The sequence below is a fragment of the Anaerosporobacter sp. genome, from assembly GCF_965301125.1.
The window spans coordinates 31,007-46,266 of record NZ_CBDLAM010000006.1 but is presented as its reverse complement, the minus strand read 5'-3'; the positions used below and the strand labels follow the sequence as shown (position 1 = coordinate 46,266).

Genomic DNA, 15,260 nt, shown 5'->3' with positions numbered 1-15,260 from the left:
CTTTCACGGCGGTAACAGGGGTTCAAATCCCCTTGGAGTCATTCATTATATTAATTTAGAATTGACGAATATATTTGATTCTAGTATAATATAATAGTAAAGTAAATTAAATATGGCGACATAGCCAAGTGGTAAGGCATGGGTCTGCAACACCCTGATCATCAGTTCAAATCTGATTGTCGCCTCTCTTTAAGAACTCTAAATCTGATTAAGGTTTAGAGTTTTTTTATTTAGATTTTAAGAAAAATATAAAAATTTATTATTGTATTTTGGAAAGCCACATTTAGCTAAACCTTGCTGATACGTAAAGTATAAACGGGCTGCAAGCCAGATAAAAAAAATATATGGTGTTTTAAAGTAAGTACTATGTTTATATAGGAAGGCCAGGATTATGTGCAGTAAGCCCTAGAATGGGAGAGAAAAAGATTATTAGCATATTGTTTTTACAACTACATCGTATGGGATTAAGCAGGGTATTATAGCTGTAATGGAACAAAGCAGTGTAAAGAGAATGTTAAAACAAAAGGTAGAGACTAACGAAATTGTCTCTACCTTTGTTCTTATATTTTTATATAACTTTTCAGTACTCTAAAATTATTTATGTTTAATCTATAAGAGATTGTGCAGTTTCTTTCATTTTATCGAGAGAATCAACAATTCTAGCAGAGTAGTCTATACCTTCTCTTTGTATTGTTGCCGTAGATTCTGATTGTGCAACTACTTCTTTACGTGCAGTAGATACATTGTCAATATGCTCCATCATACTGCTATTAGCAATGGTTAAATCATTACATTTCTCTTCTAAGCTTTCGACACTGTTTTTTGTAATGTATAACATATTATGAATGTCTTCGAATCCTTGATTTACACATTGAATATAGTAATTTTCTTGCTTTATATTCTCAACTGTATCTGTTACGGAAGCAGAAGTTTTTTCGATGTTAGTTACTAACTGATGAAGGACGGATTCGATTTCTTGAGTTGCGATGTTACTAACATCAGAAAGAACACGTATTTCATCTGCGACAACGGCAAATCCTTTTCCAGCATCACCTGCCTTGGACGCTTCTATTGAGGCATTAAGAGCTAGTGAATTGGTTTGTGTAGAAATATCCGAAATCGTTAGTATAATTGATTGAATACTAGATATATTATCTTTGAGTGCCTTCATATCCTCACAAACAGAATTATTTACACTTATAACATGTTGTGAATAGCTTGTAAGTTTACTAATTTGTTTTTTTCCAACTTCTGTGGTATCTACGGATCGATTCACATTAGATTGAATTGTATCGGTTATGGTTTGTAACTCCGTGATTATATCACTTATTTGTTCTGATAATTCTGCTTGATATTGAATATCTATTTCGGCATCGATAGAACGTTGGGATATTTGTTCAATCGCTTCAGCAGAGAGGTTCATCTTAGTTTTTAAGTCAGCAGATATTTCGTTTGCAGCATTAATTAGATTATCCAAAATCATAGACGTATGAGTCAATGTATGGAGTTGATCATCTTGTCTTTGTTGAATTTCATTAATGAGAAGTTCATCTTTCCTCGTAGTCTTTGTCTTCTCACGGTTAATTAGTAGCCATAAAATTGAAAAAATTAGGATTGTTGATACTTCCATAACAACGTTAAATAATGTTCTATTGCCAAGAGTTAAACGAATAATGGATACAATACAGCCATAAACAGATAACAACGTGATAATAAAATAAGAAAATGCTAAATTACTCTGTAATATAATTGTGCAACTTGCAGCAAATGCTACAGCAATTCCCATGGAATGGTTAGTCAATAACCAATAACCCATGAATATTATTGCAAAGGAACCACCAAGTAGCCATTTATATATCCAGGTATCTGATAATTTACGGTAAGTGATTAATAATATTAGTATTGTTATAGCTGATGCTCCACCAGTCCAGCATATAAGAATAGTATTATCATTTTGATTCCACTCCAAGATTGCAAAAAAAGTTAAGACAATATCCAATAGGATCACATAGAGCAGAATTAATTTACTATTACGATTTATTCGTTCCATTAGGTATCCTCCAAAGTAAATATAAGTAATTATATTAAATAATCTTCTATTTATATTGTATACTATTATATATATATTTCAATATATTTAGATAATAAAATTAAAAATTTGTAAATATAAAGGATAATTTAGGTATATACTTAATAATAAACTGAATTTGTTATTAAGTATATATAGTTTTGTTAATTTGTAATCTTTACCACAGTAGGTACTTTTGATATAATCCTTAGCTGGCATTGGTCTAGCGAATAGATAACCTTTTCAATATACGTAACCAATTGATTTTAAGAAATCTGCTTGCTCTTTTGTTTCTACTCCATCAGAGATAATCTTCATATTGAGTTCTTTTGCTATATAAAGATATTTCTTATATAGCCACCTATTATCTTGGAAATAAAGGATAATGTATCACTTTCATGTTTTTATAGTTGTTTTGTATCTTTTCTGATGGTGGCATATATGTAACCTGTATAGTTAATGGAATCGGCAATAGCAGTCTTTACCTAAATCTTTGGTATGGTATAAGGCGATATCTGGCACAGCAATTTGTTCATCAAAATTAGAACCATGGTTTGGAGGCATGGAAATTCCAATGCTTCCAGAGATATCAAATGGTTTGATTTCTCCTAATAATAAGTCTTTGAATAGGGAACAGATTTTCTTAGATATATTCTTGGCATAAACCATAGATGGTATGTCTCTTAAGAATAGGGTAAATTCACTCCTCCGATTCGGAAACCAAATCATCTCAAGATAATAAATTATTTAATTTAGTACTGAATTCTATTAATACAGCATCTCCAAAAGTATGTACTAAGTTATCATTAAGCAATTTGAAGTTATCGATGTCAATCATACAAAAAGAATGCAATTTGTTTTAATTTCTCATACTCCTTTTGTTGTTTATCAATATCTGTTGTGGTTATAACTACAGTTATGGGAATATTGTTTTATACAGCGTAATACCAATAATCTCAAACCAAACATATTTTCCAGATATATTATTGCTTGAAACATAGAATGGATTCGTGGGATTATTTCAAAACAGTAATATATTTTTCTTTTTCTAACTGCAATTTCGTATTCACTCGCGTATTGGTGATATGATAACAAACTTGTACTAACAAAATTAGAATTTCAAAGATGAAGAGTATGGATTTGTTATATATAGTAGTAGGCTTGTAAAAACTAGTAAGAGTGTTGTTATAAGGATTTCGTTAATTGACATGATATATAGTTTCTTCATAATCGCACCTCAATCATTTAACAAAAATAGTGCTTTTGGACTATAAATACTGTGGATACAATATAGCATACTTTAACATATTTGTAAATAAATAAAACAAAGAACCTGCTATTTATAGTACTAATTAATACTACAAGGCAGGCTCTCTGATGTGTTATTATGTTGCAATTATTTCTTAACTGTTACTTTACAAGAAGCTTTTACGCCATTATCTGTAGTAGCGGTTATCTTGCAGCTACCTCGTTTCTTGGCAGTTACGACTCCCTTAGAGTTAACTTTAGCTACTGATTTATTTGAGCTAGTAAACTTAACAGAACATTTTACATTAGGTACAGCTTTTAAAGTGAAGGTTTTACCTACTTTAAGTGTCTTTTTAGTAGATGATAAGGTAATCTTTTTAGGAACCTTAACTGTTACTGAGACCACTTGCACGGACTCATTGCCATAGCTATCTATTGCATAGATTGTATAAGTGGTACTAGTAGCTATTTTTGATATACTGCCCATATTACCTGAAAGTGTTAATGGAGTTCCATTACTACCGCCTGCAAAATAGGATGCTGTTTTTTCACCTTCGGCATAACATACCTTGGTAAGGTTATTCTCTTCATCACGAACTGTTATATGTAGATTTTTCTTGTAAGTGCCTGATAAGGTAGTGACAGTAGTGTTAATAGTCGGTGCATTCTTATCAGACAATATTGTATCGCGGTCACAAGTTAATGCACCATATACATCTAACATACCGCCTGTTGACACTTTACCATTTAATGCAGATATGGGCTTAGCTGTTGATAGTAGAATCTTCGATGCTTGGAGCATAGAGATATCTGTGTAGTAAGAGTAAACTTCTGCAAGGCCAGCAGCTACCATTGGTGCACTCATTGATGTTCCTGTGAAATAGTCATAGGAGTTATCTGCTATGGTACTATAGATACAAGTACCTGGAGCGGCGATATCCACACTCTTAAGACCATAATTGGAGCTAGAATTTAATATACCAGTACACGTTATATTTGCTACGGATATTATGTTACTGCAATCATAGGAAGCAGGGTAGGTTGGAGTAATATCATTATTCACAGCATTATAATTACGATCACCATTACCAGAGGCAATAACAAATACCATATTTGAATTTGCTATTGTTTTCTTAAGGAGCGAATCGACAGAAGATGTAGTTGCTTCATAACCAAGACTTAAGTTACAGATTTGGGCCCCCATCTTTTCCGCATATTTGATACCAGTTACAATATCGAAAGTAGTTCCATATCCATCTTCTCCACCTAATACCTTAACAGGCAGAATGGATACATTAGTATTAGATGCAACTCCTGCAATGCCTGTTCCATTGGCACTAGCGCCAATAATACCAGCACAGTGGGTTCCATGATCATTCTCTTCACTAGAGCTATCATAGTCAGTCACATCATTATTTTTTTCAATAAAGTTCCAACCGTTAACATCATCAACGTAACCATTACCATCATTATCAACCTTATCACCTGGAATCTCAGCGGTATTGGTGTAAATAACATCTTGTAAATCAGGGTGATTAATATCAATACCTGTATCTACAATTGCTATGGTAACAGCGCGGCCATTTGAGAATAATGACCATGCAGGCTCAATGTTGATATCAATACCTGAAGTAGCAGTAACATCATATTGGGAATATCGTAAATACTTAGTACTAGAAGTATCTATAGGGTAGTCAAAGTAAGTGTTATATGTAAAGGTACCGTTATTGCGTGTCCACCATTGTTTACTGTAATCAGGTTCACTTGTTTGGTTAAGTAAACGGTAGGTATAGTTAGGTTGTAGATATTCTACATTAGGATCCTTGGAGTACTCTGTTAGTTTTTCCTTTAATGTACTGTCATCTTTTGCAGTTACTAAAAATTGATTTTCATCTATCTCTTCTACTCGGGTTGAAGAATCTTTAGCTAGTGTACGATATGTTTGGTCTGAATTGACAGATTCTTTGTATGTAACAATAATTTCTCTGTTTGAATAATCGGATATATCTGTAGTTATTTCACTTAATGCCAGGTCGGAGTCTATGGTTTTTGCACTTACAGTAGATAGGCTGTTATACGGTATTGCACTTACCATCAGGCTAAGGCAGAGTATTGAACTTGTACATATTTTTTTTAATTTCATATACATTGTCCTTTCTAATATGGAGTTAGAATTTTTTGTATTTCACTAAGTATTGTATAATATGGAATTAAATTACACAATACTATATCTATGAATTATTAAATTAATGTGATAAAATAATTAATTATACTAAAAATACATATATTTAGATTATTTAGTTTTAATATAGATTGGAGTATAGATGAAAGACGTTATTATATTTGAAAATAAAAAACTAGCATATAAACTTTTAGTACAAGCATTTTTAATGACAGTAGCAGCCGGAGTTCTTTTGTATATGGGAATCATAGAAAAAGATCTACTCTTTATCATAATGGGAGGATTAGGTGTCCTCTTTTTTGGAGCTTGTACATTGGTACAATTAATAAGGGTGATAAGGAAAAAGCCTCTTTTTATTATTAAAGAAAATGGAGTGGAGGATACGTCTACAGCTACCTCAGTAGGATTTGTCTGTTATGATGATATTAAGGAAATTGTTATAGGTAAGATACTGGGCAAAGAAACAATAGGAATATATCTGACAGATATAGATGCATTCTTAGAGACGTTACCACCAGTGAAACAAAAAGCTATAAAAAGTAATCTAGCAAACAAATTCCCACCAATTCTACTACGTGTCGAGAGTGTAGAGGGGAAGGCAGGGCGTGAAATCTATGAGGAATTAAATGATATATTTGAGGCATATATAGAGGGTAGGAAATAAATTATATATAACACACGTATTAAAACATGGTTAACGATAAAAACTCTCCTAGGGAATATCCTAGGAGAGTTTTTAGATGTTATCAAATGGATCTAAATCTACTTTGTAGAGTTGTTGGTAAAATAGTATTGCAAGGCTTTGGATATATAGCTTGCGGCTCCTGTCCCATATTTTGTATCAGTTACTGCCTTGCAAATATCGTTGGAATAGCTTTCTATAACCATATCCCAGTAACCTTTTCCTGGTTTTGAACTTAGCGCTTCTTCTTGCGTAAACGTAACTAGTTCATGGACAATAGTCTGGATTTCATCGGAAGTGATGTTTTTCTCCATATCAGAAGTTAATTTTAAGCGTATATTATGATATTTCTGTAAAATCATGTTTTCAGTAGGTGTCAGTTGCTGTTCCATTATTTCTGAGAAGTGTTCTATATTGTATTTCATGGATTTGGTATACTTTTCGATACTGCCATACTCCTTGATAGCCAGTCTTGCTACATTGGTTTCGTCGTCTTTTACTTTCTGTATAAATAGAATGAAGTTGTCAAGGCTTCCCCAATGTTTAATTACATCATCCATGTGATTCTTCTTAAATTCTTCTAATGCGGTAATATAATTTGTCAAATCAAATTCTTTAAAACCCATACAAGGTTCTCCTTTCTCAAGCTTTTCAAGGAGAGTGATTAGTCGATCTAGCCTATCCCGCTTTAAGCATATAAGTTTCTTTTGTTGTTTATATGCTTCTATTTTATCAAAATTGGGATTTACAAGTATTTCGCGAATGTCATTTAATTTAAAGTCAAGTTCTTTGAAAAATAGAATTTGATGTATTTTCTCTAATGTAGTTTCATCATAAAGACGATATCCTGCTTCAGTAAGAGCACTTGGAGCAAGCAAATTGATCTCATCATAGTATTGTAGTGTGCGGACGCTAATACCTGTTAATTCTGCAATTTGACTTATAGTTTTCATTATAATCCACTCCTGAAAAGTAATGAAGAAGGAATATAAATCTTGCCGGCATTGAGTTTATATTGCTTCTTTAGGTTTATTATACATTATCACGTAACGTGAGAGTCAATATTTTTCAACCAATTAAGAAAAACAAAATGCCTATCCCGTCTGGTGCACTTCACACAGGATAGGCATTATATTAGGATTTCTTTGTAGCCGTTAACTCACCATTTTTCACATCTACTAAAATCGTATCTGTCTGATGTACAGCGTCACTTAGAATTAACTTAGCAGTAAGTGTTTCTACATATTTTTGTAAATAACGTTTTAATGGTCTTGCGCCATATAAAGGATCGTAAGCTTCTTCTGCTATGAAGTTGATAGCAGAATCTGTAAGTTCAAGATGAAGTTCTTTGTCCTCAAGTCGTTTATTAAGATCTTTGATGAGAAGGTCAATAATGTTACGAATATTATCTTTGGTTAATGGTTTGAACATAATAATCTCATCAAGTCTGTTAAGGAATTCTGGACGGAAATGTGCTCGTAAATCCTCCATAACCATGTTAGCACTTTGCGGATTGATATCACCATTGTTATCAATTCCTTCTAATAGATAACTAGATCCAATATTAGAAGTTAAGATTATAATTGTATTCTTGAAGTCAACGGTACGTCCTTGGGAGTCTGTAATTCGGCCATCATCAAGTACTTGTAATAATACATTAAATACATCTGGGTGAGCTTTTTCAATTTCATCAAATAGGATTACGGAGTAAGGTTTACGTCTAACAGCTTCTGTTAACTGACCTCCTTCATCATATCCAACATATCCCGGAGGTGCGCCGATTAATCTAGATACGGAGTATTTCTCCATGTATTCACTCATATCAATACGAACCATATTCTGTTCATTGTCGAATAGTCCAGCAGCAAGTGCTTTTGCAAGTTCTGTTTTACCTACTCCAGTAGGTCCAAGAAATAGGAAGGATCCGATTGGTTTCGTTGGGTCTTTAATACCAGCTTTGGAACGTAAGATGGCTTCAGAAACCTTGGTAACACCTTCATCTTGACCTATGACTCTCTTATGAAGTTCGTCTTCAAGGTGGAGTGTCTTGTTACGTTCACTCTCTGTTAACTTCGCTACAGGAATTCCGGTCCATCTAGAGATGATACGAGCAATCTCTTCATCGGATACATTCTCATGAATAAGAGTGTGCTCCTGTGATTTTACTCTGTTTTCTTCTTCCTCTAGTTGTCTTTCTAGTGCAGGAAGTTGACCATACTGAAGTTCGGCAGCACGGTTTAAATCATAATTACGTTTAGCAACCTCGATTTCATTCTTAAGTGCTTCGTATTCTTCTTTTAGTTTCTGAACCTTCTCAACAGAAGCTTTTTCATTATCCCAGATTGCCTTCTTGCTTGCGAATTCTTCACGTAGTTCCGCTAATTCTTTTTGTAAGCTGTCAAGACGTTCCATACTTAGTCGGTCGGTTTCTTTCTTAAGAGCAGCTTCCTCGATTTCCATCTGCATAATACGTCTTTGTACATCATCAAGTTCTGTAGGCAGGGAATCAAGTTCTGTCTTAATTAAGGCACAAGCTTCATCCACAAGGTCAATTGCCTTATCAGGTAAGAAACGATCTGTAATATATCGATCGGCTAAAGTGGCAGCAGATACTAATGCGGCATCGGTAATCTTAACACCATGGAAAACTTCATAGCGTTCTTTCAAACCTCTTAGAATAGAAATGGTATCTTCCACAGTAGGTTCATCTACCATGACTGGTTGGAAACGACGTTCAAGGGCTGCATCCTTCTCGATATACATACGATATTCATTAAGAGTAGTAGCACCGATACAGTGTAACTCGCCTCTAGCAAGCATAGGTTTTAACATATTACCAGCATCCATAGAACCTTCTGTTTTACCAGCACCAACTATGGTATGAAGTTCATCGATGAAAAGAATAATCTGTCCATCACTATTTTTAACTTCTTCAAGGACTGCTTTCAAACGTTCTTCAAATTCACCACGATACTTAGCACCAGCTACTAACGAACCCATATCAAGAGCGAATAGGCGTTTATTTTTTAGTGCTTGAGGAACATCACCACGTACAATACGTTGTGCTAACCCTTCAACTACGGCTGTTTTACCAACTCCAGGCTCACCTATAAGAACTGGATTGTTCTTTGTCTTACGGGATAAGATACGAATTACATTACGGATCTCACTATCACGTCCAATGACAGGGTCTAATTTTTGTTCTTTGGCACGTTCTACGAGATCATAACCGTATTTATTAAGAGTATCATAGGTATCTTCTGGTGTATCGCTGGTAACTTTCTTATTACCTCTTACACTTGAAAGTGCTTGAAGAAACTTATCACGAGTGATACCAAATTCTTTTAATAAATCCTTAATTTCTCGATTTGGTTGTTTTAATAAGCTTAGGAAGAGATGCTCCACAGAAACGTATTCATCGCCCATAGCTTTTGCTTCATTCTCAGCATAGATTAATACTTTGTTTAGTCCGTTGCTGATATACACTTGAACGTTCCCACTAACTTTTGGTCTCTTTTCTAGAAGGCCTCTAACTTGTGCTTCAAAGACATCTGTATTAATATCCATTTTTTCAAGTAGTTTTTTAATTAAGCTATCATCTATTGTAAGTAGACTATATAGGAAATGTTCTTGGTCTATTTCTTGATGTCCATAATCATAAGCAAGTTTTTCGCAGTTTTGGACTGTTTCCATTGATTTTTGTGTAAATTTATTTATATTCATTGTAATTCCTCCTTTTCTAATCCAATACAATAGAAAGTACTCTAAGTAATTTCTATTGTTAACAAAGGAAATTTAAAAACATTCATTTGTTCTATAACTAATATAACACCTATAATTTTAAAATGCAATAAGAAATTTACAAAAATTTTTAGATTACTTTGTAATACATATTTTGTACCAAGATACAGGTAAACATGCCTGATTTATTTTTTATTAAGTTTATTAATAAAAATAGGAAATTATTATCAGGTTATGTATGGATTTAAAGAGTAGACTTTAATCAGAAGTAAGGATGTGGTAAAATATTGCAAGAAGATAGGCATGGTATTCATTATAAGAAGGGGGAGAGTTAGTGTGGAGAAATGTAGAGGGTGTGGAGTAATTAAAATGTTTAGTGGAAGCGAGTGTTTACGCTGCGGTGGGCTGCTCTATGAGATGTCAATAGATGAAATAAGATCAAAAGAAGGAATTTAAATGTCAACAGCTTATATAACAGAATTGGCTATGGCTAAATCTCTTAAGAAGTTAATGCTTACAAAGCCAATCAATCATATTCATATTCAAGAAATTACAGATGATTGTAGGGTGACAAGACATACATTCTATAACCATTTTGGTGATATTTACGAATTATTAGAATGGTTATATGAAAAGGAAGTTATAGAAGACATTGACCAATATTGCAATTTGCAAAGTTGGAGACAAGGATTAATGTTAGTAATGGAATACACGTATGATAACAGAATTATATGTTTGAATACCTTTCATTCATTGGGGCGTGATTATCTAGAGGATTTCTTATATCGGACTTTCTTGCATTTACTTGATGCAATTATTAGTGAAATAGCAGAGGATATGAAGGTGAATGAAGAAGAGAAAAGAGAATGTGCAGATTTCTATGCTAACGCATTGGTGGGGGTATTTGTTTCATGGTTAAAACAAAACCTAAAGGAATCTCCGAAGCAAATGGCTGACCGTATTGAACGCTTATTAAGCGGCAATATTATACATACTATGAATAAACTAAATAAAAAATACCTCTAAAATACAAGAATTACACAAATGATAATAAGTGTGTAATTCTTGTACATTATGAATGTAGTGTTCATTGTTTGCGAAATTGCACTCTTTTATACTGAAGATAGTAACAAACTAATTAACGAAAGTGTTACGAACTCAAACTTCGCACATACAAGACTTCATTTAGAGTAGGTAACTGCTATATTCATAAGAAAAACTATCTGAACACGTCAGCACTTGATTTCGCAACGCGAAATCTTAGTACTGCTACGTGTGAAGCTAAGCGAGAGCGGGTTTTTCGTTGAATATAGCAGTTACCTACTCCTCGAAATCTTCAAGTGCGAAGTTTGAGTTACAAACTATCAATTATAAAGGAGTTATGTATATGTATAATTATGAAAAGATTAATACGAAAAAACCAGCTAATGTGGAATCTAGGCATGCTTATTTGTTAGGAGGAGGAATTGGTTCATTAGCCGCTGCAGCTTTCTTAATTCGTGATGGTCATATGCCAGGGGAGAACATCCACATTTTTGAACAACTAGACCGAGTTGGAGGTTCTATGGACGGTGCTGGTGAGTGGAAAGAAGGATATACAGCACGTGGTGGTAGAGAGATTGAAGCACATTTTGAATGTTTTAGTGAGCTATATAGTTTCATTCCATCAATTAAAGATCCGAATGTGACGGTATTAGATGAATTTCATCAATTGAATATTGATGAACCAATCTTATCAAATTGTCGTATTGTTGAGAACCAAGGGATACCAGCTGACTTTTCTTCCTTAGGGCTATCTAAAGAAGATGCAATGGTGCTAGCAAAGTTGGCAATGACGACAGAGGAAGCATTAGGGGAGACTACCATTGAAGAATTCTTCTCGCCTGACTTCTTGGAGACAAACTTTTGGTACTTCTGGGAAACAATGTTTGCGTTCGAACCATGGCACAGTGTTGTAGAAGTAAAACGATATATGGAACGTTTTATGCACCTAATTGGTGGAATGAATCGTTTAGAAGGAATATTACATACAGAATATAATCAATTTGATTCTTTAATATTACCACTTATTAAATGGTTAGAGGAGAGAGAAGTAAACTTCCATTATGGCTGTGTAGTCACAGATATTGACTTTGATTTCAAAGGAGATGAGAAAACAGCAACTTGTATTTATTATGAGAATAATGGAACACAGCGAAAGCAAGAAGTGGGTAAAGAAGATTTAGTAATGTTTACGAATGGTTCTATGACTGAGAATACCACAAGAGGTAGCTTACATGAAACTGCAGTTATCAATCACTCGGAGAATAAGGGCTGTTTTAGTGTGTGGGAAAAACTATCTAAAAAGTCAAAAGATTTCGGACATCCAGAAAAATTCTGTTCCGATATTGATAAAACAAAATGGATGAGTTTCACTATAACATTAAAGGATGATGAGATTGTTTTTCCTTATTTAGAGAAGTTAACGAAAAATCCCACCGGTATGAATGGACTTGTTACCATTAAAGATTCAAGTTGGCTAATGAGTTGGGTTGTGCCAAAACACCCTCATTTTATCAACCAGCCAGATAATATTCAAGTTCTATGGGCTTATGCACTTCGTATGGATGTAGAAGGAGATTATGTTAAGAAGACATATTCAGAATGTACAGGTCAAGAGATGTTTGAAGAATTATTATATCATATGGGATTGAAAGATCAGATACCAGAGATCTTGAAGACGACAATTAATGTAATACCAGCTATGATGCCATATATTACAGCTCAATTTATGCCAAGATTAGCGGGAGACCGTCCTCATGTTATACCACAAGGAAGTCAAAATTTTGCTTTCCTTGGACAATTTGCCGAGGTAGAACATGATTGTGTATTTACGGTAGAATATTCGATAAGAACTGCAATGATGGCAGTCTATGGTTTGCTTGATTTAGAAAAGAAAGTTGAGCCAGTATATCCAGCATGGTACGATATAAGAGTATTGATCAATGCAGCTAAAACTTGTCTTGGTCTTGAAAAAATCCCAGTCGGGCAATTAACACTAAATCAGTTGCTTCAAAAAAGTGAATTATCTCAGTTCTTAAAATAAGAAATATCCAGGAAAAAACAATCCCAAGAAGCTGTGCACCTATGACGAGTATGAAATATATGTCATAGGTATTCAACTTCTTGGGATTTCTAAATATTTTTTAAAGTTTTTCTCATAAGTATGATTGCAACGATTGCTGCTATGGCTTCTGATATCGGAAAGGATGCCCAGATACCCGTTGCGCCTATGAACTTAGTGAGGATAATGCATAACGGTATGGTAATTATTAATTGGCGTAGTAAGGATATTACTAAAGATTGAATACCAAACCCTAATGCTTCGAAAGCGCCTGAATAGATAATACCAAATGTAGAGATTAAAAATCCAAGACAGATGATTCGAAGGGCTGGTACACCAATTTCCAACATTGCAGCATCAGCATTGAATAAGCCAAGGATTTGCTGTGGTATAACTAAGAATAATACAGTTCCTATAAGCATAATGGTTGCGACGAAAAGAAGACTTATTTTTAATGTCTTATGAAGCCTATCTGTTTGTTTTGCTCCGTAATTATAGCCTAAAATTGGGCGCATACCTTGAACAATGCCGTTGCCAGGAAGATAAATAAACGTTTGTAGTTTATTGTAGATACCTAATACCGATACATGGATATCTGAGAACTTAACCAAAAAGCTATTAAGAACACTTACTAATAATGAAGGAAGTGACATCATAATACTTGATGGAATCCCTACGCTGTAGAGTTGTTTAATTAGATGTTTATCAAGGTGAACATTACGTAAGGATAAATTTAAAGGAATTTTCTTGTAGGCAAGTATAACTATATATAGAATTAATCCACTTATTTGACCAATTACTGTTGCAATAGCAGCACCTGTTACTCCCATTGCAGGAAAACCGAATTTACCAAAGATTAAGATTGGATCAAGAATAATATTGATAATTGCCCCAGCGGCAAGAACTATCATAGTAACTCTCATTTCCCCTAGTGCTTGGAAGATTTTCTCGATACATACTTGTATAAGAGCTCCAAATGCAAGACAAAGTACAATATATCCATATTTTGAACCCATATCGATAATGGAATCATTACTTGTAAACATACGTAAGAATGGTTTCGTTACAACTAAACCAAAGATAACGAAAAGTATGGAGTGTACAATGCTAAGTACAATACCGACTGAAGCTGCCTGACTGGCACGCTCCACTTTATTGCTACCTAAATTAATTGAGATACATGAGCTAACACCGATACCAAACCCTACTGCGATCGCAATTACCAAGTTTTGTAATGGATAGACAAGGGAAACGGCTGTTAATGCATCATTACCTAGTCTAGCAACAAACATACTGTCAACAATGTTATACAATGATTGGATCAGCATAGAAAACATCATAGGAATTGCCATGGATACAAGCAGCGGGAATATAGGTTTGCTTTTCATTTGTTCCTGTTTTGAATTCATTGAATTCCTCCTTATTAATAATATAATTTCATAAAGTACTTACTGTTTTTCACTAAAAAGGCTATATACTTGTCTGTTTGTATCAGAAACAGAAAAATATATAGCCTCTAAAAAGCGATTTTATTATATTTTAGTTGTATAAAGTCATATGCTGATGATTTTTATCATCAGAAATATTCCGTCAGTTATATTAGCATATAACAAAAACAAATGCAAGTAGTTCTTATTGCGGCCTGCGCCCTACTCCAGCACCGCCAAGTAAAAACTCTGCATCTTTCTTTTCACCAGGTGTAGTGTCAAATCCAAATAAGCTGTCAGCCATTTCTTGATCATAAGCACCCACCATACAAGTTCCACATGATATAGATTCTGCAGCAAGGTACAATGTTTGACAGACACAGCCCAAATCCATAAGAGCAACCCGGTGTGCCTTTGAAGCGTATTTCCACTCACAACGGTATGGTATGATACTCCAGTAAAATGCGACAGGCGCTTCTGTTAGGAATGTTTGTCCTAGAAAAGCTTCTGCTATTGTTTCTTTAAAAAAGTCTATAAGGGTAAGCTGCTCTAATTCATGTTCTATAGGAAGATAATGATAGAGTCCTTCTTCTAGTCCACTTACGTTATTGGCATAGATATATGTTTCAAAAGGATGGATAGCGCCGCCAGATGGTACATTTCGAAGAGTTACCGTTTTATCTTTTAGAACATCTTTAACTCCTTGCGTAGCATATAGTAAGAAAGAGAGTTCTTCTAATGAGATAGCTTCTTCATCATATTTTCTATGTGAGTTTGTATTTGTATGTAGTTGATATAAATTATTATTT

At 34.0% G+C, this 15,260-nt stretch carries 11 protein-coding genes and 1 tRNA gene; 4 read left to right on the top strand and 8 right to left on the bottom strand.

The window, feature by feature from the left end; all coding sequences use genetic code 11:
* The first annotated feature begins 114 nt into the window (after positions 1-114).
* Positions 115-185: transfer RNA gene (locus ACW2QF_RS01410), tRNA-Cys, on the top strand.
* 419 nt (positions 186-604) lie between these two features.
* On the opposite strand, the gene ACW2QF_RS01405 is transcribed toward ACW2QF_RS01410, so the two are convergent.
* The 4 genes from ACW2QF_RS01405 to ACW2QF_RS01390 form a co-directional block, all read right to left on the bottom strand.
* Positions 605-2,050, bottom strand: a complete 1,446-nt coding sequence (locus ACW2QF_RS01405; protein ID WP_455714204.1) for a methyl-accepting chemotaxis protein — start codon at positions 2,048-2,050, stop codon at positions 605-607.
* Between the two features lie 474 nt (positions 2,051-2,524).
* A complete protein-coding gene (locus ACW2QF_RS01400; RefSeq protein WP_455714203.1) occupies positions 2,525-2,797 on the bottom strand; it encodes a diguanylate cyclase domain-containing protein in 273 nt (90 codons plus the stop codon).
* 1 nt (position 2,798) lies between these two features.
* The gene (locus tag ACW2QF_RS01395) at positions 2,799-2,906 is read right to left on the bottom strand and encodes a diguanylate cyclase domain-containing protein (RefSeq protein WP_455714202.1); all 108 of its coding nucleotides are present in this window, start codon (positions 2,904-2,906) and stop codon (positions 2,799-2,801) included.
* Between the two features lie 558 nt (positions 2,907-3,464).
* Positions 3,465-5,459, bottom strand: coding sequence for a S8 family serine peptidase (locus tag ACW2QF_RS01390; RefSeq protein WP_455714201.1), 1,995 nt, complete (start codon positions 5,457-5,459; stop codon positions 3,465-3,467).
* Between the two features lie 181 nt (positions 5,460-5,640).
* On the opposite strand from ACW2QF_RS01390, the gene ACW2QF_RS01385 reads away from it, so the two are divergent.
* Positions 5,641-6,162: an STM3941 family protein gene (locus tag ACW2QF_RS01385; protein ID WP_455714200.1), complete on the top strand. Its 522-nt coding sequence runs from the start codon at positions 5,641-5,643 to the stop codon at positions 6,160-6,162.
* A gap of 98 nt (positions 6,163-6,260) precedes the next feature.
* On the opposite strand, the gene ACW2QF_RS01380 is transcribed toward ACW2QF_RS01385, so the two are convergent.
* Together ACW2QF_RS01380 and clpB are read right to left on the bottom strand one after the other, a co-directional pair.
* Entirely contained in the window at positions 6,261-7,133 is an 873-nt protein-coding gene (locus ACW2QF_RS01380; protein ID WP_455714199.1) for a MerR family transcriptional regulator, read from the bottom strand.
* A gap of 181 nt (positions 7,134-7,314) precedes the next feature.
* Positions 7,315-9,903, bottom strand: coding sequence for an ATP-dependent chaperone ClpB (gene clpB / locus ACW2QF_RS01375; RefSeq protein ID WP_455714198.1), 2,589 nt, complete (start codon positions 9,901-9,903; stop codon positions 7,315-7,317).
* Between the two features lie 474 nt (positions 9,904-10,377).
* Here clpB and ACW2QF_RS01370 point away from each other — a divergent pair, with 474 nt between their 5' ends.
* A complete protein-coding gene (locus tag ACW2QF_RS01370) occupies positions 10,378-10,947 on the top strand; it encodes a TetR-like C-terminal domain-containing protein (RefSeq protein WP_455714197.1) in 570 nt (189 codons plus the stop codon).
* A gap of 361 nt (positions 10,948-11,308) precedes the next feature.
* The gene (locus ACW2QF_RS01365; RefSeq protein ID WP_455714196.1) at positions 11,309-13,006 is read left to right on the top strand and encodes an oleate hydratase; all 1,698 of its coding nucleotides are present in this window, start codon (positions 11,309-11,311) and stop codon (positions 13,004-13,006) included.
* Positions 13,007-13,095: 89 nt separating this feature from the next.
* Here the strand turns inward: ACW2QF_RS01365 and ACW2QF_RS01360 are convergent, their stop codons facing one another.
* Positions 13,096-14,433, bottom strand: a complete 1,338-nt coding sequence (locus ACW2QF_RS01360) for an MATE family efflux transporter (RefSeq protein ID WP_455714195.1) — start codon at positions 14,431-14,433, stop codon at positions 13,096-13,098.
* Positions 14,434-14,656: 223 nt separating this feature from the next.
* The coding region (locus tag ACW2QF_RS01355; protein WP_455714194.1) for a SagB/ThcOx family dehydrogenase at positions 14,657-15,260 on the bottom strand (604 nt) is incomplete at its 5' end.